Annotated in this window: 19 protein-coding genes and 1 tRNA gene; 11 read left to right on the top strand and 9 right to left on the bottom strand. The window is 52.7% G+C overall.

What is annotated here, in order from left to right; translation table 11 throughout:
• Window positions 1-313: 313 nt before the first annotated feature.
• Window positions 314-387, bottom strand: a tRNA-Arg gene (locus tag DZC79_RS20370).
• A 78-nt stretch (window positions 388-465) separates the two neighbouring features.
• Between DZC79_RS20370 and DZC79_RS20365 the strand changes: the two genes are divergently transcribed.
• Window positions 466-939 (top strand): 23S rRNA (pseudouridine(1915)-N(3))-methyltransferase RlmH, encoded by a 474-nt coding sequence (locus tag DZC79_RS20365; RefSeq protein WP_118953465.1) that lies wholly within the window; start codon window positions 466-468, stop codon window positions 937-939.
• Window positions 940-948: 9 nt separating this feature from the next.
• On the opposite strand, the gene DZC79_RS20360 is transcribed toward DZC79_RS20365, so the two are convergent.
• The 3 genes from DZC79_RS20360 to DZC79_RS20350 all read right to left on the bottom strand — a co-directional run bounded on the left by DZC79_RS20360 (window position 949) and on the right by DZC79_RS20350 (window position 3,996).
• On the bottom strand, window positions 949-2,286 hold the full coding sequence (locus DZC79_RS20360; RefSeq protein ID WP_118953464.1) for a DUF58 domain-containing protein: 1,338 nt from the start codon (window positions 2,284-2,286) through the stop codon (window positions 949-951).
• Between the two features lie 74 nt (window positions 2,287-2,360).
• Entirely contained in the window at window positions 2,361-2,903 is a 543-nt protein-coding gene (locus DZC79_RS20355) for a calcium-binding EGF-like domain-containing protein (protein ID WP_157977310.1), read from the bottom strand.
• 190 nt (window positions 2,904-3,093) lie between these two features.
• Window positions 3,094-3,996, bottom strand: a complete 903-nt coding sequence (locus DZC79_RS20350; RefSeq protein WP_118953470.1) for an ABC transporter ATP-binding protein — start codon at window positions 3,994-3,996, stop codon at window positions 3,094-3,096.
• Between the two features lie 170 nt (window positions 3,997-4,166).
• Between DZC79_RS20350 and DZC79_RS20345 the strand changes: the two genes are divergently transcribed.
• Entirely contained in the window at window positions 4,167-5,705 is a 1,539-nt protein-coding gene (locus DZC79_RS20345; protein WP_118953462.1) for a lipopolysaccharide biosynthesis protein, read from the top strand.
• 32 nt (window positions 5,706-5,737) lie between these two features.
• On the opposite strand, the gene DZC79_RS20340 is transcribed toward DZC79_RS20345, so the two are convergent.
• The 3 genes from DZC79_RS20340 to DZC79_RS20330 all read right to left on the bottom strand — a co-directional run bounded on the left by DZC79_RS20340 (window position 5,738) and on the right by DZC79_RS20330 (window position 8,290).
• Window positions 5,738-6,601 carry a helix-turn-helix domain-containing protein gene (locus DZC79_RS20340; protein WP_157977309.1) on the bottom strand — a complete coding sequence of 288 codons (864 nt, stop codon included), beginning with the start codon at window positions 6,599-6,601 and terminating at the stop codon, window positions 5,738-5,740.
• A gap of 101 nt (window positions 6,602-6,702) precedes the next feature.
• Window positions 6,703-7,440 (bottom strand): L,D-transpeptidase family protein, encoded by a 738-nt coding sequence (locus DZC79_RS20335; RefSeq protein ID WP_157977308.1) that lies wholly within the window; start codon window positions 7,438-7,440, stop codon window positions 6,703-6,705.
• 118 nt (window positions 7,441-7,558) lie between these two features.
• On the bottom strand, window positions 7,559-8,290 hold the full coding sequence (locus tag DZC79_RS20330; RefSeq protein WP_118953459.1) for a Bax inhibitor-1/YccA family protein: 732 nt from the start codon (window positions 8,288-8,290) through the stop codon (window positions 7,559-7,561).
• Between the two features lie 287 nt (window positions 8,291-8,577).
• Between DZC79_RS20330 and DZC79_RS20325 the strand changes: the two genes are divergently transcribed.
• From DZC79_RS20325 to DZC79_RS20310, 4 genes are all read left to right on the top strand, one after another.
• On the top strand, window positions 8,578-9,375 hold the full coding sequence (locus tag DZC79_RS20325; RefSeq protein WP_118953458.1) for a CDP-alcohol phosphatidyltransferase family protein: 798 nt from the start codon (window positions 8,578-8,580) through the stop codon (window positions 9,373-9,375).
• A gap of 45 nt (window positions 9,376-9,420) precedes the next feature.
• On the top strand, window positions 9,421-9,672 hold the full coding sequence (purS, locus tag DZC79_RS20320; protein ID WP_118953457.1) for a phosphoribosylformylglycinamidine synthase subunit PurS: 252 nt from the start codon (window positions 9,421-9,423) through the stop codon (window positions 9,670-9,672).
• A gap of 67 nt (window positions 9,673-9,739) precedes the next feature.
• Window positions 9,740-10,447, top strand: coding sequence for a 16S rRNA (cytidine(1402)-2'-O)-methyltransferase (gene rsmI, locus DZC79_RS20315; RefSeq protein ID WP_118953456.1), 708 nt, complete (start codon window positions 9,740-9,742; stop codon window positions 10,445-10,447).
• A gap of 103 nt (window positions 10,448-10,550) precedes the next feature.
• Window positions 10,551-11,984 carry a hypothetical protein gene (locus DZC79_RS20310; protein ID WP_118953455.1) on the top strand — a complete coding sequence of 478 codons (1,434 nt, stop codon included), beginning with the start codon at window positions 10,551-10,553 and terminating at the stop codon, window positions 11,982-11,984.
• A 3-nt stretch (window positions 11,985-11,987) separates the two neighbouring features.
• Here the strand turns inward: DZC79_RS20310 and DZC79_RS20305 are convergent, their stop codons facing one another.
• Window positions 11,988-13,496 (bottom strand): tetratricopeptide repeat protein, encoded by a 1,509-nt coding sequence (locus tag DZC79_RS20305; RefSeq protein WP_157977307.1) that lies wholly within the window; start codon window positions 13,494-13,496, stop codon window positions 11,988-11,990.
• 91 nt (window positions 13,497-13,587) lie between these two features.
• Here DZC79_RS20305 and DZC79_RS20300 point away from each other — a divergent pair, with 91 nt between their 5' ends.
• From DZC79_RS20300 to DZC79_RS20290, 3 genes are all read left to right on the top strand, one after another.
• On the top strand, window positions 13,588-13,983 hold the full coding sequence (locus DZC79_RS20300) for a VanZ family protein (RefSeq protein WP_157977306.1): 396 nt from the start codon (window positions 13,588-13,590) through the stop codon (window positions 13,981-13,983).
• A 79-nt stretch (window positions 13,984-14,062) separates the two neighbouring features.
• On the top strand, window positions 14,063-15,778 hold the full coding sequence (locus DZC79_RS20295) for a coiled-coil domain-containing protein (protein WP_118953453.1): 1,716 nt from the start codon (window positions 14,063-14,065) through the stop codon (window positions 15,776-15,778).
• Window positions 15,779-15,804: 26 nt separating this feature from the next.
• Window positions 15,805-16,860 (top strand): lytic transglycosylase domain-containing protein, encoded by a 1,056-nt coding sequence (locus DZC79_RS20290; RefSeq protein ID WP_118953452.1) that lies wholly within the window; start codon window positions 15,805-15,807, stop codon window positions 16,858-16,860.
• Window positions 16,861-16,990: 130 nt separating this feature from the next.
• Here the strand turns inward: DZC79_RS20290 and DZC79_RS20285 are convergent, their stop codons facing one another.
• A complete protein-coding gene (locus tag DZC79_RS20285) occupies window positions 16,991-18,619 on the bottom strand; it encodes an acyl-CoA carboxylase subunit beta (RefSeq protein ID WP_118953451.1) in 1,629 nt (542 codons plus the stop codon).
• A gap of 185 nt (window positions 18,620-18,804) precedes the next feature.
• On the opposite strand from DZC79_RS20285, the gene DZC79_RS20280 reads away from it, so the two are divergent.
• Entirely contained in the window at window positions 18,805-19,890 is a 1,086-nt protein-coding gene (locus tag DZC79_RS20280) for an endonuclease (protein ID WP_118953450.1), read from the top strand.
• A 282-nt stretch (window positions 19,891-20,172) separates the two neighbouring features.
• Window positions 20,173-22,470: a gliding motility-associated C-terminal domain-containing protein gene (locus DZC79_RS20275; protein WP_118953449.1), complete on the top strand. Its 2,298-nt coding sequence runs from the start codon at window positions 20,173-20,175 to the stop codon at window positions 22,468-22,470.
• The last annotated feature ends 114 nt before the right edge of the window (window positions 22,471-22,584 follow it).

The raw sequence follows: 22,584 nt of genomic DNA, 5'->3' as shown, positions 1-22,584 counted from the left end.
AAGAAGGCCTTCGGGTAGGGTCAGGGAGATGAGCTCCAAATACGGATCGGACAAAACAGTTATTTTTTAGCTCGCAAAGCAAACGCTTTTTTACTAATCCCCCAGATTTTACGATTGATCCCTAGTCTGCACTGCTCCCAAAAAGTTAGACACTTATTGGGGGCATTTTTTATGGAAAGTAAATCGATCCGAAATTTTGCCCCACGGCTGTCCCACATTTTTAACTTGATCCCAAATAAGGCGTACTGGGGCAAGGGGTGTCTCGCTGAAAATAGAAAAGGAGGCCGTTTAGCCTCCTTTTTGTTGATTTTAGTGACCGCGTCAGGATTCAAACCTGAAACCTTCTGATCCGTAGTCAGATGCTCTATTCAGTTGAGCTACGCAGCCATTCCGTTGATGGGAGTGCAAAGGTAAATAATTTTTTAACTTCGCAGCAAATTTATTTTTCTTTTTTTTCAAAAAACCATGAACATAGAAATCTGGTCTTTAGGCAAAGGTAATGAAGATTTCATAGAAAAAGGCCTGCAATACTACTTTCAGAAGACCAAACCCTGGAACCCGGTATCCCTGGTGATTCTCCAGCCGCCCCGGAAGGCCGTTTCTACCGATGTAGCGCGTATCCGGCTGCTCGAGGAAGAGATGATACTGAAACGGCTGCAGCCCAGCCATTACCTTGTCTTGCTCGACGAACGGGGAAAAGCGCTCAATTCGCCGCAATGGGCCAGGCAATTTCAGCAATGCATGAACCAGGGTGTGAAGACCCTGGTATTGCTTATCGGCGGCGCTTTCGGCGTTACCGATGCGGTAAGGGCAGCTGCAAAGCAAACCTGGTCGCTTTCTCCGCTTGTGTTTCCCCATCAGCTGGTACGGCTTATTGCCGCCGAACAGGTGTACCGGGCTTTCAGCATACTCAACCATTCGCCCTATCACCACGAGTAAGGTCCGGGATTATACCATCTGCCGGGCTTTCAGCTCCAGGTATTTGTTGATCACATCGACCGTCAGCTCCTGTGGCGTGGTTAATACAGACAGGATGCCATGGCGGCGCAGCTCCTTTACGATCTGCTTCTTTTCAAAGCTGAAGCGATCAGCAATGGTTTTAATATAGATTCCTTCCAGGGAATCGGGATGGGCATCGTGAATTTCTTTCAGCAAAGTATTTTCGAAGAATACCACACATAGCAAATGTCGCGACGCCAGCTTGCGCAGGTAGGGCAGCTGCCGCTGCAGCGACGACATGGTCTCGAAATTGGTAAAGAGCAGCAGGAAGCTGCGCTGCGACAGCTTGTGATAAACCGTTGTTCCCAGTGCTTCGAGGCTGCTGTCTTTGAAATCTGTCTGCTGCCGGTATAAAGCTTCGTTGATCTTGCTGATCTGCGTGTGCCCCCGTTCGGACGCGATGATGTCGTTCACCTTTGCGCCAAAAGTGATGAGGCCTGCGCGATCCTGCTTGATCAAAGCAATATTGAGAAAAATAAGCGCGGCGTTGATCGAGTAATCGAGCAGGCTCATGCCGTCGAAAGGCATCTTCATCGTGCGGCCCTTATCGATAATACAATAGATCTGCTGGCTGCGGGCATCAATAAAATTATTGACCATAAGGTTACCTCTTCTTGCAGTAGCCTTCCAGTTGATGGTCCGTATATCATCCCCCTGCACATATTCCTTGATCTGCTCAAATTCCATGCTATGTCCCAGCTTCCTTATCTTCTTAACGCCGATATACTGGTTGCTGTCGCTTAATGCCAGCAGCTGGTACTGCCGCAGGTAACGGGTAGAAGGATACACCTTTACCGACCGGGCGGCCGGGCTGATGCATCTGCGCGCCAGCAGGCCCAGGGGACTGCTCACATAGCCTAGTATCCTGCCGAAGAGGTATTCTCCCCGGGTAAGGGGCCGGAGGCTGTAAGCTGCCGTCTGCTTTTTGCCGGCCTGCACCTGCAGCTTCAGGTTGAAGTCGCGCTTCTGGAACTGCACCGGCAGCTCATCGATCAGCCTTACTTCTATGCTGAAGGGAAAACTGCTGAGCAGACCGATGCTAACGGCATTGTCATCGCCGAGGTTCAGCCGCTCATTGACAATCCGCTGCGCCTGCAGGCTGCGTTTCCCCGCAAACAGGAGCAGGTAATCCATTACCGTCAGCGCAACCAGCACCAGCAGGTATACCAGGGCTACATACCAAAGGAAGTTCAGAAAGAACGCCGACAGGAACAGGAAAATACCGATGATCGTCAGCAGGTACCAACGGTTATGTATAAAGAGGTCGGCGATATAGTTCTTCTTCATCGGTCGCAGGCAGCAAAAAAATAAAGCCCCTCATTCCGAAAGGGCTTTACAAACATAAGTATTTTATGCCGGATTTATTTGTTCCAGACGGAGGCATTGGTCGCGCCGCTCATACCGAATTCGTTGATGCTGCCGTCTGAAGAGGTGACACGGTAAGAAATTACCAGCTTACCATGCAGGCCGTAGAAAGCTTCGGGTACTGCATAACCTTTACCTTCGATCACTTTTTCATCTTCACCTACCTTAACGGTCTGGCGGCTGATATAAATGGTATCGCCTTTTACTTTAGCATCTACCACGGGGTTGAACAGGTTGTAGAAGTTGCGGATGATCACTTCATCAATGGCATTGCCGTTCTCGATAGAAGTCGCATACTGCGCAGGATTGCTGGCAGTACCGTCTTCCGTTACGCGCCATGCGCCTTTGAACTTATCACGGGTAATGGTTTCGCAACGCTCGCCCTCATAACCTACCGGACATTGACAGGAGCCATCGTCCTGACATACGCCACCATATGCACAAACCGTAGCTTTACACTTATCTTCTTTGCAGGAAGTAAACGTTATCGTGGAGAGGATGGCGAAAACGCCCATTGCTGTAAGTAAAAAAGTCTTCATTAGGTTGCAAATATTTTTATTGATTTAAAGCAGAATTAACCGGAAGCAGCGCTGTTTGGGTTATATTTCGAGGCTTAAAAATAGATAAAGAATTTGAAAAAGCAAATTTTAAAGCAAAAATTACAGAACAGTATCCAAGGCACTCTTCCTGGCCCATAGACTGCCCGGGCAAGACAATACGTTGGGCCGGCTAATGCACTTCGCCGCCCTTGGTCAGCTCCATGAACTGGCGTTCAAGGCTTTTCTTCTTCAGCTGCAGATGCTGCAGCACGACACCCTGCTCAAAGCAAAAGCGATTGACGGCTTCCGCGCTCATCTCTTCCGCCAGCGACAACGATAAGATCCTGCCATTGATTGACACGGACTTTAGTCCCGGCAGCCGTTGCAGCACTTCCTGCAACCGGCTGGTATCGCCGGCACTTATTTCCAGCAGCGTCTCGGCCCTGAAGGCATCGCCGACATTGCCCGATACCAGCAGGTCGCCTCTTTGCAGCACAGCTACATGCGTGCACACCTTCTCTACTTCATCGAGCAGATGGCTGGCCATGATCACGGTGACGCCCTGCTGGTTGAGCTCCTGGATCAGCCCCCTGATCTCCGCGATCCCTTCGGGGTCCAGGCCGTTGGTGGGCTCATCGAGCAGCAGCACTCTGGGCCGGCCCAGCAAGGCGTTGGCAATGGCCAGACGCTGCTTCATGCCCAGCGAATAAGTGCTGAAGCGGGAGTCCTTGCGATGGCTCAGGCGCACAACCTCCAGCACACGGTCGATGTCGTCGGCGCCGCGCCCTTTGATACGGGCATTGATCTCGAGGTTACGCACCGCACTGAGGTAGTGATAGAAATTGGGCGTTTCGAGCAAGGCGCCGATCTGGCGGCGCGCAGCGGCAGGGTCTATGCCGCCAAACCAGGCAAAGCTGCCGGCATCGGCCCGCAGCACATCCAGCAGGATACCCAGCAAGGTGGTTTTGCCGCTGCCATTGGGCCCCAATACGCCGAACACACTCCCTTCAGGTACGTCGAAGGATACCTGCTTCAATGCTTTTACAGTGCCATAGGCTTTGGAAAGCTCCTGAATAGAAAGAACGGCGGCCATACGCTTGAATGGGCCTGCTTTTATAAGACCCGGGCCAAAGATAACGTTTAAACCCTTTGCTGCCGGGCGGCTTTCCTTTTTATGCTGCATCGGGCTTTAACGTCACAGAAGACAAATAAACCACGGGGCTATCATTAAATCATTAAATTTGCGTCCAAATTTTTGATGTATTGGCTGCTATAAAACAATTGGCCGGACAGACGCTTTGGTATGGGATCAGTAATGTAGGGGCCCGGATGCTCAACTTTTTGCTGACGCCCTTGCTTACCGCTCTGCTCAGCGACAACCAGGGCATGGTGGATTATGGCGGCATGAACGTGCTGTATGCCTGGATGGCCGCGGCCAACATCATCTTTACCTATGGCCTGGAAACAGCTTATTTCCGTTTTTCCAACCAGGCAGATATCGACCGGCGTAGCTTGTTCCGCACCGCCTTCGGCTCACTGCTGATCAGCACGACGATACTTTGCCTGGTCCTGATCCTTGTACGCCACCCGATCCAGCGCTTTTTTGAGATCGACAATCATCCTGAATACATCTCCTGGTGTGCGCTCATTATCGGCCTGGATACATTGGCCGCTATTCCCTTTGCCAAGCTACGGCAGGAGAACCGTCCTAAAAAATATGCCTTCGTTAAGCTTTCCGGCATCCTGATCAATATATTCTTCATCGTATTCTTCCTGGTTTACCTGCCCAAATGGACTACGGCGCATCCCGGCAATGGCCTGGCGCAGTGGCTTCAGGGCAAAACCAGGCTGGGCTTCATTCTCCTCGCCAACCTTTTGCAAAGCGGCTTTGTGCTGCTGGTGCTCTTTCCTGAATGGAAAGGCTTTCGCTTCAGCATCGATAAGGCACTTTGGAAAAAGATGGTGGGCTATAGCCTGCCTATGGTTATCATCGGCCTGGCGGGTATGATCAATGAAGTGATGGACCGCGAGTTTCTCGACAAGCTTTTACCCTTCAGCAATGATGTCAACAAGAAGATCGTAGCCATTTACGGCGCCAATTACCGACTGGCCATTTTCATCTCCCTCTTTATCCAGGCCTTCCGTATGGCGGCAGAACCTTTTTTCTTCAACCAGGCTAAGGAGAAGAACGCGCCGGTATTGTATGCCAGGATCATGAAATGGTTTGTGATCACCATGGCCGTCGCCTTTCTCTTCACCGCTTTGTACCTGGATGTATGGAAAGTGGTGATCATCCGGTCGGAGAGCTACAGGAGCGGCATCGGGGTGGTACCCATATTGCTCCTGGCCAATGTATGCCTGGGCATTTATTACAACCTTTCGGTATGGTACAAGCTAACCGACAGGATGTGGATGGGCATATACATTACGGTAGCGGGCGCCGCGATCACCTTTATCGGCAACTACGGCTTTATTCCCAAATGGGGTATGTATGCTTCTGCCTGGTCCACACTGGTCTGCTATTTCAGCATGATGCTGATGGCCTACTTTATGGGCCAAAAGTATTTCCCGGTACCCTATCCCGTCAAGAAAATACTGGCTTACCTCACCGTCATGCTGATCTTTTTCTTTTTCAAAGCGGGCGTTGATGCTCTCACCGCCGGCATTCATCAAAGCTGGCTGCAGCTGGGTATCAGGGTTATTGTCGCCAGCGGCCTGATGCTGCTCTACCTGCTGCTGATCGTAAAGGTGGAAAAAACGGAGCTGAAGGCCATGCCGTTTATCGGGAAGTACATTAAGTAGTCCCCTTTTACAGAAGTATATTCAGGAAGGAATCAGCGCAGCAGCTCGCAGGGTTTCATACCCGCGATCTTTTTGAAGGAGGTGCTGAAATGGGAAGCGCTGCCGAAACCCATTTTAAAGGCCACTTCATTGATGGAACAATTGCCTTCCAGCAGGAGCTCCTTAGCCCGTTCGATACGCTGGAATTGCTGGTACTCGTGGATGGTCTTGCCAAACATGGCTTTGAAGCCCTTTTTCAGGTAACATTCATTCATAGCTACTTCCCGCGACAATTCGCGGATCGTCATGGGATGATCGAGATGCTCCATGATCAGCCGCTGCGTTTCCAGCACCTTATCCCGCTCACTGTTGTTGGAAAGGAAGCTGCAGGCAGGCAGCTTATTGGCTTCATCGGGCACCAGGAAAGCTTCCAACGCAAAGCGGAGCAGGCTGATGGCCATTTCCTGCCGGCGCAGCGACTGGATAAAATCCAGGTTAGTATTCTCCTTCATCAAAGCTTCCAGCATATCGCGCCCCTGGCCGTTGAGCGTAAAAGCCTGTTCGGTGCAGCGGTCGAAGCGGAAGGGCTGCTTGCCGCAAACCAAACCCTCGGGCCATTGCTCAAAAAAGGAGGGATGGAACACCAGCTGCGCCACACGGTACGACTCGTTGGCCTTGCTGTTGCACTCAGGCAGGAAAGAAAGCTGGAGATAATAATTGCCGTCGGCCACCGGATAGAAGTGCAGGTAAGCCATTTCTTCAGGCTCGTCCTCGGTGGGGCAAAGCAAAACATCGGCATAGTGCAGCTGAATACCGGCGCTGATCGTAACGCTGCTTACGCCGGCGGTTACGGTCTCATCGCCCAGGAATCGCTGCAGGAATTCCGCTTTGGGGCGGGCCATTCCTTCCGTCGTCAAACACTTGCTTTGCTTCATCGCGCACAAAGATAATCGAAAAAAGATTCCCGGTCCCCGATATTCGCTATAGGCCTATTTCCCTGACAAAGATCAAGAAGGGCTCAGCGCTTTACATACACACGGGTCCCCGGCCACACAAATTGATAAAAGTCCTCTATATCCTCCGGCTTCATCGCGATGCAGCCATCGGTCCATCCCATACCCCAGTCGATCATCTTCACGCCGCTCTTAAATACACCGTGTATCCCCACCGAGCCTCCGATCTGCGATCCGGGCGGAATGAGGCCCTGCTGCCGGCGACGGTTAAAGCGCGCATAGGAAGAATCGTTGGGATAATTGATCAGGATAAACTTCTGCCAGTTGCTGTGTTCTTTCTTGCTCACGATCTTGAACCAGCCTTCCGGGGTACAGCGATCGCCTTCGCGCATTTTGTCTTTCAGGCGGTCGGGACCAAAAACCGCCCGGTACTGCCGGATACGCTTTTTACGATAGATCAGGGCCACCAGGTAATTGGTTTTGTCAACATAGACGAGCATAGAATCGTGTATGAGCGTATCGACATTGATCTTCTTACGCTCTCCCAAACCGGGAAAAGGCGGAATGATCACCGTTTCGGTGACCTTAATGTTACCGTCGAAATACTGGATGGTGCGCTGGATATTCCCGTGCTTGTCTTTCTTCTCGCTCAGCACCTTTACATCCTTCACCTCTTTTTCTGCCTTGGGAGCGGGCGTTTCCGCCGCCTTGGCAGGCCCTTGCTGCAATACCTGGGCCGGTGCAGCGGATACCGTAAATAAGATCAGACCCAATACAATAGCAGGAAAACAAAACAATTTCATTATGGCACTACTCATTTTAAACCGGGGGAATCGAACGAAGATAAAAATTTTCCCTGAAAGCCGGGAACGACAAAGGTGTACGGAAAGTACACCTTTGTCTTAGTTTTTGATAATCAAGCTAGTTTCTTCTGCCGCCAAACAAGCGCAGCAGGAAAATAAAGAGGTTGACAAAGTCGAGGTACAGGGCGAGGGCGCCCAATATCGCTCCTTTCTTACGATCTTCCTCGTTGCTCAGCAAAGCGTAGGCTTTGATCTTCTGGGTATCGTAGGCAATCAAGCCTACAAATACCGCTACACCTACATAGGAGATGATCCAGTAGAGCGCCTCGCTCTTCAGGAAGAAATTTACTATGGACGCCAGGATGATACCGATAAGGCCCATCAGCATGATGCGGCCGAAAGAGGTCAGGTCCTGCTTGGTAAAATAGCCGACAGCCGTCATGATACCGAAAGTGCCCGCCGTGATGCCGAACACCGATACCAGGGAGCCCGTGGTGTACCGGAGCAGCAGAGCTGAAAAGGTAATACCGGTAAGCACAGCATAACCGATAAAGATCGCGGTTGCTGTTGCTGAGGACATGTGCTGCACCCTGAGCGCCAGGAAGCCGACCAGGAAAAGCTGAGCCAGAATGAGCACGATAAATAACGGTGTTCCATAAAAGAGGCTGATCGCCGCGGGAGAAGAAGCTACCAGCATGGCGATCACAGCGGTGATGCTCAGGCCGAGGAACATCCAGCCGTAGACTTTGGTCATATAGCTGGCGATATAATTCGAGTTGACCGATGCGGGATTGTACTGACGATGCTGCACATCGTTGTAAGCATTTCCTGAAAACTGATTAGGATCCATATTATCTTAAAGAATTTGTTGTTCTCAAAGATAGGCTATTTCGGCGAATTATGTACGTCGGGGCGACGCCTGGCGCCGGCAATAACAAGCCCTTTAGGAACAGGGAAAAAGAATTTTACGTTCTTTGCATCCCCCCTTACTTTAAAGTTGCTGCCGCTGTAACAGCTCCGTAGCAAACAGGTACAGGTATGTAAATAAAAAACTATTTTCGTGGGCCTTTTTTTAAATGATTTATCTTTGCCCGCCGGCAGGCACCAACGGCAGGCACCGACTACAGCTACTCATAAATGAAACATTTACCCAATATCTGCACGCTGGCCAATCTTTTCTTTGGTTGTATTGCCATTGCCTTTATTCTGAATGCTCCTGCTTTTCTCACGACGATCAATGAAGAAGAGTACAGGCCTGTGCTGGGACTAGAGCAAATGTACTGGGGAAGCTTTTTCATTGCCCTTGCCGCATTGATGGACGTGTTTGACGGGCTCGCGGCCCGCTCGCTGGGCGCCAATTCTCTTATCGGCCGCGATCTCGACTCCCTGGCCGATGTAGTCTCCTTTGGCGTGGCGCCTTCCATGATCATATTTAAGCTGTTGTGGCTTGCTTATATGGCCGAACCCGGCGCGCTGGATGCGCCGCTGCTGGCCACTACCCCGGCGTTCCTGCTGGCCTGCTTCGGCGCTTTGCGCCTGGCACGCTTCAACCAGACCAGCGCCCAGCAGCGGGATCACTTTTCCGGCATGCCCATTCCGGCCGCCGGCATCATCGTAGCCTCCCTGCCCCTGCTGAGCTGGTACCGCAATCCCATATTCAATTTTGACGAGCTGCTCCGGAACAAATGGTTCCTTTACCTGCTCGTTGCCGTGCTTTGCTTCCTTATGGTCAGCAAGATCAAATTCCTTAAATGGAAAGCTCCCGGCAAAGGCGCTTCGGCCTGGTGGCCGCAGATCGTGCTGCTGCTGGTATTGCTGGCCGGCATGCCTTTCCTTAAGTTCGCCGTCGTTCCCCTGGTCTTTGTGCTGTATATCCTGTTCTCCGTTATTTACCGTTACCCGGAGACCAGCCCGCTGGCTGAGGCCAGGCAATAACCACGGATATTTAATCGTCATTTATTTTTATACAATACGCATCCAATGAAATTTACTGCACACATCGATGTAATGCCCCTGAAAGAACTGCTGGACCCTCAAGGTAAAGCTGTAACCGAAAGCCTGCACAACCTGGGCTTATCCAATGTAAGCCAGGTAAGGGTAGGAAAGCACATTACCCTGTCGCTGGAAGCCGCCAGCCAGGACGAAGCCCGCAGCAAAACGGAAGAGGCCTGCAAAAGGCTGCTCGCCAACCAGGTAATGGAATCCTATACTTTCGAGATCACCGAAGGATAAGCTTTTCAAGGACATTGTCATCAAACCAGAAGAAGTCTTTCCTACCGGAAGACTTCTTTGCGCTACTATGAAGCTCTATCTTGTTCCGACCCCCATCGGCAACCTGGCCGATATCACACTGCGCGCGCTGGACACGCTGAAGCAGGCGGATGCCATCCTGTGCGAAGACACCCGTACCAGTGGTGTGCTGCTGAAGCATTACCAGATCCAGAAGCCGCTGTATGCCTACCACCAGCACAATGAGCATCGTGTGCTGGAACAAATGGTCGATCATCTTCGTGGCGGAAAGACCCTGGCCCTGCTCACCGACGCCGGTACACCCGGCATCTCCGATCCGGGCTTCCTGTTGCTGCGCGAATGCATACGCCAGGGTATCGCAGTGGAATGCCTGCCCGGCGCTACCGCATTTGTACCCGCCCTGGTGCAAAGCGGCCTGCCCTCCAACAGCTTTGTCTTCGAAGGCTTCCTGCCTTTGAAAAAGGGGCGAAAAACAAAGCTGGAAGAGCTATCCACCGAAGAGCGCACTTTGATCCTCTACGAATCGCCGCACCGGCTCGCCAAATCGCTTGCGGAGATGGTCACTTATTTTGGTTCGGAACGGCAGGCCAGCGTATCCCGCGAGCTGACCAAAATGTTTGAAGAGACCCGCCGGGATACGCTGCAGGCGCTGGCCCTGCATTATGAACAGCACCCGCCCAAAGGCGAGATCGTGATCGTGATCGAAGGCAAAGCACCGGAAAAGAAAAAGAAATATAAAGACGGAGAAGAAGAATAAAAGATACGGCGGCTATGTTTCTTCTTAACCAGCCCACCCCTTATTCTTTCTTCACCGGTTCATCTATAAATAGTATTTTGCGGCCATCACAAGGTCTATTTAAATGCTGCCGATAAAGACTAAGCACCTCAGAATTTTCCTGGCTTTCGCTTGCATCCTGTTTATTGGCTACCAGATCGATAATGTTCCCCGGATTGACGACGAATACCTGGGCGAGCAGGTGTTCTGGCTCCTGAAGGTGGGAAAAGTCAGGTCAGGTCTGGGCTTTGCCGACCTTGGCTATGATGTTTACCAGAGCATCTTCCACAAGCTGTTTGTTTACTGCGGCTACCTGGCCTGCCGCATCGGCGGCTGGTCGCTGATCAGTCTTCATATGGTGACCTACCTTTCTTTCCTTGCTTTTCTTCCTTTATTCTATGCTTATACACGCAGGCGATACGGCAATATTTATCCTGCCTTTTTTCTCATTTGCCTCACCCTGCTGCTTTTCAACCAGGACCTGCTGTATGCTGCGGGTGATTTCAGGCCCGAAGTCCTGATCATGACGCTGGGCTTTGCCAGCTATGTACTGCTGATGCGTTACCTCGATCAGGGAAAAAGTGCAGCGCTGGCCGGCTCCGCCATTGCTGCCGGGCTATGTATGTTTGCGCACCTGAACGGCGCTGTTTTTATTGCCGCCGGCTGCCTGTTACTGCTGCAGCGAAAGAAATATGGTGTCGTCTTTGCGTATGCCGCCCTGGCAGCGCTGGCATTCGCACCTTATTTTGCTGACACCTTATATCATGCCGACCTGAAGTATTTCTGGCACCAGTTTCGCCACGATCCGATATTGAATCCCGATCAGCGCTGGTACGCATCACTGCTGCAGCTGGCCAATGAGCAGATGCGCTTTCTCTTTACCGAAAAGCAGGTATTGCTTACCGCTACTTTACTCTTTGTTTTATTTACCTGCCGGCAGCGGCTCAGAGCCCGTCAACCCGGCTTGCTGTCCTATACCCTTTTCCTCGTGCTTGGCCTGGCGCTCATTTGTCCGTCCAAGTCCACCAAGTATATGGTACTTTATTTACCATTCCTGTATCTTATCATTACCGAAGGCTGGCTATGGCTGGAAGAGCAGGGCAGCCGCAGCAAAGTGCTCGCAATCCGGACACTGCTGCTGGCCAATATCCTGGTCAGCCTTGTTTACTCGGCACAGCAGATCAACCGGAATGTGCATAATCTTTCCACCGGCGGTATCATTGCAGAGCACAGCGCCATTGCAAACATGGTACGCACGCAGCATAGCCGGGTCAGCCTGCTGGCGCCCCGGCTGATGATCTTCAATGAACTGCCCTGCTTTAAGCAGCTCATGGACATAGAGCGGGTCTTACCTGCAAACATGTCTTCGTTCCTGAGAGGATCAAAACTGGATTATGTGATCTTTGAGAAGAAAGATAAGGCCCGCTACGATTGGACCTTGCTGGAACAAGCGCCGGATCATTTGCTGGTACCTGTAGACAGTACCGCACATTATATCATAACCCGGGTAAACCGGTAGCGGCTATTTATTGCCCCCCAGCCGGTCTATACCCGCTTTGGCCTTCTGATCCAGGGAAGACTTGTAGTCGTGGTTCTTCATGGCGATACATTTGCGGTAACAGGCAATCGCTTTTTCATTCAGCCCCTGCTGCTCATAGATTTGTCCCATCTCGAGCGCCGAACGGGCGGCAAAATGTTCCTGCCGGTTGGCCCCTGCCCTTATCGTCGCTTCATAGAACGGGATCGCTTTAGCCGGTTGTGCCATCAAAGTATAGATACGGGCGTATCGATAGTTGAACTCCAGCTGATCGGCTGTATTGGGGAAGTCAGCAGCCCGGGAGCCTTTCAGCTCATCGAGGGCCTGCTCATAGTAACCGCCATCGCTCAGCAGCCGTGCTTTGAGCAGGAAGGGATTGGGCATCTGGATGTTTGTCGCATATCGTTGCGCCTGCTTATCGGCATCGACCTGCTCGCTGCCTGCTTTCACAATCTTATTCTTATAATTGATGGCCTGCGGCAGATCGCCCAGCGCCAGGTAATAAAAGCTCATCTTCTGGTAGGCATCCTTGACGAACAGCTTGCCCTTATAACGGTTCAGGAATTGCTGAAAGTAAGCGATACAATCATGATCCATCTTTTGCAACAGGGCCGTTCCCAGCTGGTAATTGAATACCGGTACATCCAGGTATTCGCTGCCCGTATTCCGCCCTTTCAGCACCTGCTCGGCCAACTGCGCTTTGTTATCATTCAGCGCAAAATTGGCTTTCATAAAAGCATAAAGGTGGTTGTTGCGGAAATCCAGCACGCTTTCATCCAGGTACTTCCAGACACTCTTATGATCGGAAAGAAAAGAAAACTTAAGGTAGCAATAAAAGAAGATCGCCTCTTCCCTCATCAGCGCCGCGCTGCCATCGCGATGGCTCAGGAAATCCACAATCTGCGCAGTGCCCTTGCGCACATCTCCTTTCATGCCCAGCATACCGGATATCCATTTATAGCTGTCGGGAATGGTGCCCACTATAGCCTCTTCCAGCCCCAGCAATACCTGGTTGTTGCGGAAGGAAGGAAATAGCTTCCGGTTATCCTTCAGCTGGATAAAGGACTTCCTGAATTCCAGGCCGGCGCTCCAGTATTCATTATAACGGATGCGCACTGCCGCCCATTGAAAATGCAGCACACCGATACAATACTTATACCAGGGCGATTGTTCGTCGCCCTGCTCCAGCAGGTCCAGGCGTTTGTCCAGGTTAGCCTTCCGGCGGCTGTATTCATTGGGATCGCCATTGAACAGGAGCGTCAGGCAATCGTCGTAATTGGCCAGCAGCACCGGGATCAGGTTATTGGGATTATCCTTCAGCTCTTCCCGGAGCAAAGCATTGCCTTCGGCAATACGCAGCGATACCAGCGACTGGTAGGCTTGCTGGCAACGGCTATTGAAATCGTAGACATATTTGCTGCCGGCAAAAACACCGGTGAGCGGGAATAGCGTCAGCACCAGGACAGTACACGCCAGACGGAACGTTCGATGCATAATGGCCGCAAAGATAGCCGAAAAAAAGCCATGCCCCGGCAGCTTTCGCAAAGAGGGGGAACCTATCTTTGCCGCTGTCAAACCCCGGATCATGAAAGCATTTTTCCGTTTTTTCTACTTATATAAGAAAAGGACCGCCTGGATCGCTGTCCTGTGGACGCTGCTGATCCTCGTCGCTTGCCTCATCCCGGGCAATGAGATCCCGGATGTAAACGTTCCCCTGGCCGATAAATGGGTCCATTTCGCCATCTTCGGCGGCTTTGCCTTCCTGTGGATGTGTGTCTACCAGCGTCCCGCGCTCGGAAAGGGTATTTTCATGGCAGTGCTCACTACTGCCCTGGGCTACGCGGTAGAGCTGCTCCAGGGCAGCGGCATTACCCGCGGCCGCTCTTATGACCCCTACGACCTGCTGGCCGACAGCATCGGTGGAATACTCGGCCTGGCGGCCTTTTTCGGTCTCCACAGGCACACAGGAGCCTCTACGTAAAAACACTGATTTTTGTCTTCAGGCTAGGGAACGCAGTAACGGATGGAGTAAATTTGCTTACCACGATACACCCCGCCTGATGACACACTACCCGACACGCCTGCTTTCCGTTCTCCTGCTTTCGGTGCTATGCCTGCAGGCCGGCGCCCAGAACATTGTGGGCTGGAAGATCATGATCGGCGCCAATGCCCCGGCCTTTATCGCCTTTCCTTCGGAGGTAGACAACGCCCGCTGGGACAACAACGAAATGAACGATTACTTCAAGTTCAGCACCCGCAACGAGAACACCATGCAGATCTCCTACAACGGGAAAGAGAACCCGCCGGCAACAGGTACCGGATTTTCCGTGATCCAGGGGAAGAACACGCACATCTTTACGCTGGTTTTTAAAAAGGACTACGACATCAACAAAGACCCGGTGCTGTACTACGATTTTTCCGACAAAGTGAGGCTGAAAGCCGCGGCCGAACAATCCCGCAGCCTATCTGCCGACAAGCAGCAGCGAGACAATGAAACTGCCGGAGCTTCAGCCGGAGACACCGACCTGGCAAAAGCAAAAGCAGCGCGGGAACAGGAAGAGGCGCAGCAGAGAAAAGAAAGAACGCTGGCCCAGCAGCAAAAGAAGAAGGATATAGAAGCGCGGCAAAAGGCAGAGGCAGAGCAGGAGCGGCAAAGGACTAAAGCTCAGGAACAGGAGATCGCCAGGGCCAAAGCGGAAGCAGAACGCGTAGCTGCGGAACAAGCAAAAGCCAAAGAGAGAGAAGAGACCATAGCCAGGGAGAACGCCGCCGCTGAAAAGAAAAAGGCAGCTGAAACCCTCCGGCAAAATCAGCTGAAAGCGGAAGAAGACAAGCGCATAGCGGCCGAGATGGCGAAGCAGCGGGAACAAGAGCGTCAGGAACGGGATAAAGCCAAGGCCGAACGTGACAGAATCGCCCGGGAAGAAGCAGAGCGGAAGCGGATCGCCGCCCGCGAGGAAATGGAACGCAAGGCACAGGAACAGGCAGAGAAAGCGGAAACGGAGCGCAGGCAAAAAGCCGAAATGGCCCGGCAAGAAGCCGAGACCAGGCAAAAAGCAAAAGAAGAAGCAGAAGCACGCCTGGCAGCCCTGCAAAAGGAGAAGGAAGAGGCAAAGAAGAATGCACGCTATACCTTGGCGGGACTATGGGAACGCTATGGAAAAAAAGGGATCAACCTGTATGATATTCCACCCGAGCAAAACCAGTTCAACAATACCGATTTTTATATCGCCGGCGATACCCTGCGCAATGCAACGCAGAGTGAGCGTTTTATGGCGGAGCCAGCCCGACTGGATATCGCGGCCGCACCTGCAAACGGCGTGCGGGTAGCGCTCAAAAGCATTTCCTTCAGCGATGCTATGGCTTATTACCGCATCGAGATACAGAACCAGGGCACCGACGACTACCTGGTTGGCGCCAACAACCTGGCCTGGTATAACCCCGACAGCTCGCCCAAGGTTTTCCTGAAATGCAGCTACCTGAGCTATATCGGCTTTTTCCCACTGGTGAAACCAGGGGAGACGAAGGACTACATCTACGTTACCCGGGCCGCCAATATCAACGATGACGACAAGCTGGTCTTCACCCTTAAAGAGCGCAGGCAGGGAGCACCGGGATTCGAGCTCTTCTTCGACGGCGCTGTGTATCGCCGGGAGCTGGCCAGGGTAGAAAAACCGATCGGCGCCTCTGTCCGGGATGATGACCATAAAAAAGAGCAGAAGAAAGCGCGGAAAGAAAAGCGCAAAAAGGAAAAGGAGGCGAACAGCGCGGAATAACCATCACCGGCGTCATCCTAATTGTTATGCGGCTACGACACAAAACAGCGGTATTGTTTTTCTGCGCATGGTTATTATGCGGCAGCGCACAGGCGCGCCTCCACGAAGTGATCTTCTGCGGGGAGCGCATACCTGTCGACAATAATTTTGTAGCAACCAAACTGATGAATGTGATCCGCAAGCAGGTACCGGTGGTCAACCTGCCCCGGCTGCGACAGCAGGCCAACACCTGGTTTCCTGTATTTGAACGCTATCTTTCCCGGCATGGCCTGCCTATGGATCTGAAGTATATTCCTGTGGTGGAAAGTGGCTTCACCAATGCAACATCACATGCCGGCGCCGCCGGCTACTGGCAGCTGATGCCCGAAACGGCGCGCGGACAGGGCCTTACTGTCAACGACGTGATCGATGAGCGGAACGATATCGCCAAGTCTACCGATGCTGCCTGCCGCCTGCTCAAGACCTATTACAGCCAGATAGGCGTATGGGCGCTCACGCTGGCAGGCTACAATTTTGGCATCAGCAATATTTCGAAAGCGATCAAACGGCAGGGCAGCAATTATTTTTCCATGCAGCTCAACCCCGAAACCGCGCTATACGTATATAAGATCATTGCCGTTAAAGAGCTGTTTGAATACCCCGAACTGTACATGAAAGACTTTGGCTACAATGTGTTCAACGCCGATGCACGGCCCGTAAATACCGGTGGCGGCAGCGATAATGATGAGGAGTTCAGGAGCATGTCGGTGAAGGTGATGAGCAAGACCACCAAGGCAGCGAAGGTGAAGCTGTCTTATTACAGCGCCCACATAGAAAATGCCCGCAAGTTTAGCGATGGCGACCTGGTCAAGATCATCTTTGACGAGGATATCTATACGTCTTCGGGGCTATCCCGGAAAGGCTACGGCTTTAAAGCTACCGGCTGGCTGATCGACGGCAGGGTGTTTATCGACCTTAATATGGGGCACGAGCTTACCGTGCTGGCCATGGACAACCAGAAGGGCATCCCCCTTGCCGAGCTCAAAACCAATAAGAAAACCGAGGTGATCCTGCGGCAGGAAGAGCAGGCTGATACGGAGTAGCATCGCGGCCCGGCAGCGAAACCGACGCAGCAATACCCGCTTCATGAAGCAATCGTCTTTACAACATCTGCAAAACACAAAGGCCCGCGATCATTATGATGGCGGGCCTTTTATCCGGAGCATACAGCACTCAGACCTGGAACACACCGGCTTTCCACTCCCTTTCTATGGGCGCATGGTTGGCCGCTGCAATACCTTCCGAGATCACTTTGCGCGTATCGGCAGGGTCGATGATCTCATCTACCCAAAGCCGGGCCGCCGCATAGTAAGCCGAGGTCTGGTTGTTGTAACGGTCGGTAATTTTTTTCAGCAATTCCTTTTCTTTTTCAGGATCGATCTCTTCACCTTTCGCTTTGAGGGCCGCCACCTGTATCTGCAGCAGGGTTTTGGCTGCCTGCTCACCACCCATTACCGCGATCTTGGCATTGGGCCAGGCATAGATGAAGCGTGGATCATAAGCTTTGCCGCACATGGCGTAATTGCCGGCGCCGTAGCTGTTGCCGGTAACGATCGTGATCTTGGGCACCACCGAATTGGCCACTGCATTCACCAGCTTGGCGCCATCCTTGATGATGCCTGACTGCTCGCTGCGGGTACCCACCATAAAGCCATTCACATCCTGGAGGAAGACCAGCGGAATTTTTTTCTGGTTGCAGTTCTGGATAAAGCGGGCAGCCTTATCGGCGCTATCATTATAGATCACGCCGCCCAGCTGCATTTCCTTCTTGCCGCTTTTGACAATGGTACGCTGATTGGCTACGATACCCACTGCCCAGCCATCGACACGGCCATAGCCGCAAACGATGGTCTTGCCATAGTCTTCTTTAAACTGATCGAATTCGGAGTTGTCGACCAGTCGTTCGATCACTTCCAGCACATCGTAGGGCTTGGTATTGTCCTGCGAAACGATACCGTAGATCTCCCGGGTATCCTTTTGGGGCAGGGCAGGCTGCCCCCGGTCAAAACCCGCGCGGGGCTGATCGCCCAGCTTATCGATAATGCGGCGTACCTGGTCGAGGCATTCCTGTTCGGTCTCAAATTTATAATCTGCAATACCGCTGATCTCGGTATGCATTTTGGCGCCGCCCAGGGCTTCCGCATCGGCATCTTCGCCTATGGCCGCTTTTACCAGGTAAGGCCCGGCCAGGAAGATGGAGCCGTTACCTTCTACCATCAGCGTTTCATCGCTCATAATGGGAAGATAAGCGCCACCGGCCACACAGCTGCCCATCACTGCGGCGATCTGTGTAATGCCCATCGCGCTCATTTGCGCATTGTTGCGGAAAATACGGCCGAAGTGTTCCTTATCGGGAAAGATCTCGTCCTGCATAGGCAGGTAAACCCCTGCGCTATCGACGATATACACGACCGGCAACCGGTTTTCCATGGCGATCTCCTGCAGGCGCAGGTTCTTTTTGCCGGTGATGGGAAACCAGGCGCCCGCTTTCACCGTATTGTCATTGGCTACGATCACGCATTGACGTCCCTGGATATAGCCCAAACCGCCGACGGTCCCGCCCGCAGGGCAGCCCCCTTCTTCTTTGTACATATCATATCCGGCGAAGGCGCCGATCTCGATAAAGGTGCTGTCCTTGTCGATCAGGTACTGGATCCGCTCGCGGGGCGCCATTTTGTTTTTGGCCCGGGCTTTTTCCATGGCCTTTTTGCCACCGCCTTCCTCAATTTTGGCAAATCTTTGCCTGAGCTGGCTGAGCGCCAGGCGCATAGCATCATCGTTTTTATTAAATTCCAGGTTCATCAATGCTCTTTTTAAAGCGGTAAAAATAATAGATTTATCACAGCATCGCTGTAAAAAACGGGTATAATGCCTGTTAATTAAAGTTAGGCATGCCGGCACGCTATATTACCTTAGGATTAAGAATGCCGGAAACCCGGTGAGAACAAAGGTCCTGAAGCTACCTTCGCAGGTCAATTTACTGCTGTATGCACAAATATTTACTGCTGCTGGGCCTGGCCTGCAGCCAGCTTAGTTTCGGACAAGCGCCGGCAGGCTATTACGATGCCGCCGCCTCACTCAATGGCGTACCCCTAAAAGCCGCCCTGCACAACATTATCAGGAACCACGATGCGCTCTCGTATAATGACCTGTGGACGGCTTTTCAAAGCACGGACAAGAAGGCGAACGGCGAGGTATGGGATATCTATTCCGACCGGCCGGGCGGCACGCCGCCTTATGAATATACTTTCGGCAGCGACCAGTGCGGCAATTATACCGGCGAAGGCCAGTGCTACAACCGCGAGCACTCCTGGCCCAGGACCTATTTCAATGAAGCTGCGCCCATGAATTCCGACCTGTTCCATATCTACCCTACCGATGGCGCAGTGAATGGTAAGCGGGACAACGATCCCTATGGGCTGGTCGATACGACAGTGAGTTACTGGCAAAGCCAGAACGGCAGCCGCTCGGGTACGAACCGCTACCCCGGATATTCGGGTACGGTGTTTGAGCCGCTGGATTCTTTCAAAGGCGACCTGGCCCGCACTTATTTCTATATGGCTACCCGTTACTATACCGAGGATGGCAGCTGGAAAGACTGGGCCATGGCCAACCATGCCGAGCTGAAAACCTGGACAGTGGCGATGTTGCTCGAGTGGCACCATATGGACCCGGTAAGCCGGAAAGAGATCGACCGCAACAATGCGATCTATGCCCTGCAGCACAACCGCAATCCTTTTATCGACGATCCCGGCTTTGCCGATTGTATCTGGGGCGACGCTTCGGCTTGCACCACGGCCCCGGTAGCCATCGCTTCGGCCGATGTATCGGGCAAGGTAAAAGTGTATCCCAACCCGGCAACCGACCGCCTGCTGATCGACCTGTCGCAGCTGCAGCCTGCCGAAACGCTGACGCTGGACCTGTTGAACGCGCAAGGCCGGCTGGTGTACCACAAAAACCTGGACAAGACCGGCATCGCTTCGATCGACCTCAACGGCTATGCCAAAGGCCTCTATTGGATCCGGCTGCAATCGGCCCGGTCGACGGGGATCAGGAAGATAGTGATCCGCTAAACGAAACCATTGTCGCTACACGACCCCCGGCCCTTTCCGCCGGGGGTTTACATTTAGCGGCGGGAAAGAAGACCATCCGGCATCCTTTTACAATTTTATCTGCGCCAATGCATCCAAAAACTTCATTTTTAAATTAACTTTAACCCAACGGAAAAAGATTTACTAAAGTCTTATCTGTAAGAACAGACCATACCTGAAAGAATTGTTGCACCACTCGTTCTCATAGGTCGGGCCCGGGATTCATCGATTGTTTTTGTTTTAACCCCAAAAACCAGCATTCCAATGAATAGAGGTTTACGATTTTCTTTTTTGCTGACCTTTTGTACCCTTTTGCTTGCCGGCACCTCGCGTGCCCAGTTACTTCCGCCCAACCTGCCGGAACAGGATGCCTGCAATGCGCTCCAGCTTTGCGGTAACTTCTTTTCTCCTTACAGCTACCAGACCGTAGGCCTTGTGAGCGACCTTCCCTTTACCCCTTGCGGTAACGGCGAGGCGAATTCGGTTTGGTTCCGGCTCGAGGTAACCAGCCCCGGCATTCTCGTATTTAAGATCGTTCCGGTAGATACCGCCGATGACTACGACTTTGCCGTGATCGACATCACCGGCGGCGACTGCGCCAACATCCAGCAGTCGCAGGTGATCCGTTGCAATTTCAACAACAATATCCAGCCCAATACTTATTACAATGGCGGCGTTGTAGGCCTGAATACAACCTCCACGCTGACCACGGTTTTCGGCGGTGCATACGGCCAGCCTTTCCTGCAGCAGATCACCGCCAATGCAGGCGATGTGTACCTCATCATGCTCAACAACTACGGGCACGACGACTGCTTCGGCACCTGCCCCGGATCGGGCTTCCTGCTTGACTTTACAGGCAGCACTGCCGTGTTCAATCAGCCAGCCCCGCCTGAAATGCTCGAACTGCTCCCCGTCTGCGATATGTCTCAGGAAGTGACCCTGAAGCTGAGCACCAATGTGCTGTGCAGCTCTATAGCGCCCAATGGCAGCGACTTTTTCCTTACCCCCTCCGGTACCATCCAATCGGTAACCGGTATCAACTGCTCCGGTACTGCCGGTTATACCGATAAGATCAAAGTTACGTTTACCAGCCCCTTACCCAACGGGGATTATTCCCTCCATGCAAAAACCGGGACCGACGGCAATACCCTGCTGGGGCTCTGCAATGCAGCGCTCCAGCTGCCCGATTCCGTCAACTTCCACGTAGGCATCGACCCGATTACTTATGTGTCGCTCGATTCACCCGCCTGCCAGCGCCTTAAGATCAATTTCAACACACCGGTAGCTTGCAACTCTATTGCCGCCGACGGCTCCGACTTCACCATCCTGGGTCCATCGAGTGTTGTGATTGCATCTGCCGCAGGCCCGGGTTGCGTTCCGGGAGGCTTTACCTCCTCCGTGGTGCTTAACTTGTCGGCGCCGATTGCTGTCGACGGCCTGTACAAGATCCGCTCAAAGATCGGGACCGACGGCAATACCCTGAACGATACCTGCGGCCGCATTCTGCCCCCGCAACAGGATCTGCCTTTCAAAGTCAACTCCTTCAACGGTGTGCTGCAGGCCTATCCCGACAGCACGACCTGCGCTATAGGCGATGTGGTAAACCTGTATTCTGTCAATCATGGTCCGGCGCCTGCCGGCGGCTTCAGCTATCATTGGACGCCTGCTACCGGCATTGCCGACCCCTCCTCACCCAATACCCAGCTGACCGTGCCGGGCATGCGCAACTTCTATGTGCTGGAGACAATCGATGCCAACGGCTGTTATCTCCGGGATTCTGCACACCTGATCGTAACTCCGTTCGTCGGCCAGATCAACCCGGAAAAAACCGCGATCTGCCTGGATGATCCGTTTACGATACATGCTTCAGGCGGCAGCCAGTATGCCTGGTACGATAATCCAGGGTTTACCGGCGTTCCGTCCACATTGAACTGTAACGATTGCGCCGGCCCGCAGGCATTGCCCCCGCTGGGTGTCAACAATTACTATGTCGTGATCACCAGTTCCGAAGGGTGTAAAGACACGCTAAAATCGGAGATCACAGTCAATCCCAAGCCGACAATAGAATCTTTCCCTGTCGACACCACCATCAAATATGGCAGCAGCATTGCGCTGCAGGCTTTCGGCGGCACCTTCTATACCTGGACGCCCAGCGGTACCCTCAGCGACGGCTTATCTGCCAGTCCTATGGCCACACCTAAGGAAACGACCGCTTATGTGGTTACCGGCGCCAATGAATTTGGCTGCCTTGCGATGGACACGTCGCTTATCCGGATAGACTTCAGGAGCCCGGTGCTGGTACCCAATGCTTTTTCACCCAATGGTGACGGGCTTAATGATGTGTTCGGCGTACAGAATTTCAAATTCCAGAAGCTGCTTGAGTTCCGCGTCTTCGATCGCTGGGGCAAGCAGGTGTTTGAGACCACCAATCCTGCTAAAGGCTGGGACGGCACCATCAATGGCAAGCCTGCCAACCAGGACGTGTACTACTACTATATCCGGCTCGGGTATGCCGACGACTATGTCGAAACCTTCAGGGGCGATGTGACCCTGATCCGGTAAAACTGATATTAAGCCATGAGAACTGCCCTGCAGCCCGGTGTGACTGTGGGGCTTTTCTTTTGTTGCCACCTGCATACAGGAACCTACGGCCACCGTAAGGGGCAGGCTGCTAAC

This window comes from Taibaiella helva (assembly GCF_003545695.1).
Lineage (GTDB): Bacteria > Bacteroidota > Bacteroidia > Chitinophagales > Chitinophagaceae > Taibaiella > Taibaiella helva.
The sequence above is the reverse complement of the archived record's forward strand: the minus strand, read 5'-3'. Positions and strand labels throughout refer to the sequence as shown.

Coding starts and splice junctions, on each gene's coding strand:
- DZC79_RS20365 (WP_118953465.1), top strand. CDS start 466: ATGAACATAGAAATCTGGTCTTTAGGCAAAGGTAATGAAGATTTCATA.
- DZC79_RS20360 (WP_118953464.1), bottom strand. CDS start 2,286: ATGAAGAAGAACTATATCGCCGACCTCTTTATACATAACCGTTGGTAC.
- DZC79_RS20355 (WP_157977310.1), bottom strand. CDS start 2,903: ATGAAGACTTTTTTACTTACAGCAATGGGCGTTTTCGCCATCCTCTCC.
- DZC79_RS20350 (WP_118953470.1), bottom strand. CDS start 3,996: ATGGCCGCCGTTCTTTCTATTCAGGAGCTTTCCAAAGCCTATGGCACT.
- DZC79_RS20335 (WP_157977308.1), bottom strand. CDS start 7,440: ATGAAATTGTTTTGTTTTCCTGCTATTGTATTGGGTCTGATCTTATTT.
- DZC79_RS20330 (WP_118953459.1), bottom strand. CDS start 8,290: ATGGATCCTAATCAGTTTTCAGGAAATGCTTACAACGATGTGCAGCAT.
- DZC79_RS20325 (WP_118953458.1), top strand. CDS start 8,578: ATGAAACATTTACCCAATATCTGCACGCTGGCCAATCTTTTCTTTGGT.
- purS (WP_118953457.1), top strand. CDS start 9,421: ATGAAATTTACTGCACACATCGATGTAATGCCCCTGAAAGAACTGCTG.
- rsmI (WP_118953456.1), top strand. CDS start 9,740: ATGAAGCTCTATCTTGTTCCGACCCCCATCGGCAACCTGGCCGATATC.
- DZC79_RS20310 (WP_118953455.1), top strand. CDS start 10,551: ATGCTGCCGATAAAGACTAAGCACCTCAGAATTTTCCTGGCTTTCGCT.
- DZC79_RS20305 (WP_157977307.1), bottom strand. CDS start 13,496: ATGCATCGAACGTTCCGTCTGGCGTGTACTGTCCTGGTGCTGACGCTA.
- DZC79_RS20300 (WP_157977306.1), top strand. CDS start 13,588: ATGAAAGCATTTTTCCGTTTTTTCTACTTATATAAGAAAAGGACCGCC.
- DZC79_RS20295 (WP_118953453.1), top strand. CDS start 14,063: ATGACACACTACCCGACACGCCTGCTTTCCGTTCTCCTGCTTTCGGTG.
- DZC79_RS20290 (WP_118953452.1), top strand. CDS start 15,805: ATGCGGCTACGACACAAAACAGCGGTATTGTTTTTCTGCGCATGGTTA.
- DZC79_RS20285 (WP_118953451.1), bottom strand. CDS start 18,619: ATGAACCTGGAATTTAATAAAAACGATGATGCTATGCGCCTGGCGCTC.
- DZC79_RS20280 (WP_118953450.1), top strand. CDS start 18,805: ATGCACAAATATTTACTGCTGCTGGGCCTGGCCTGCAGCCAGCTTAGT.
- DZC79_RS20275 (WP_118953449.1), top strand. CDS start 20,173: ATGAATAGAGGTTTACGATTTTCTTTTTTGCTGACCTTTTGTACCCTT.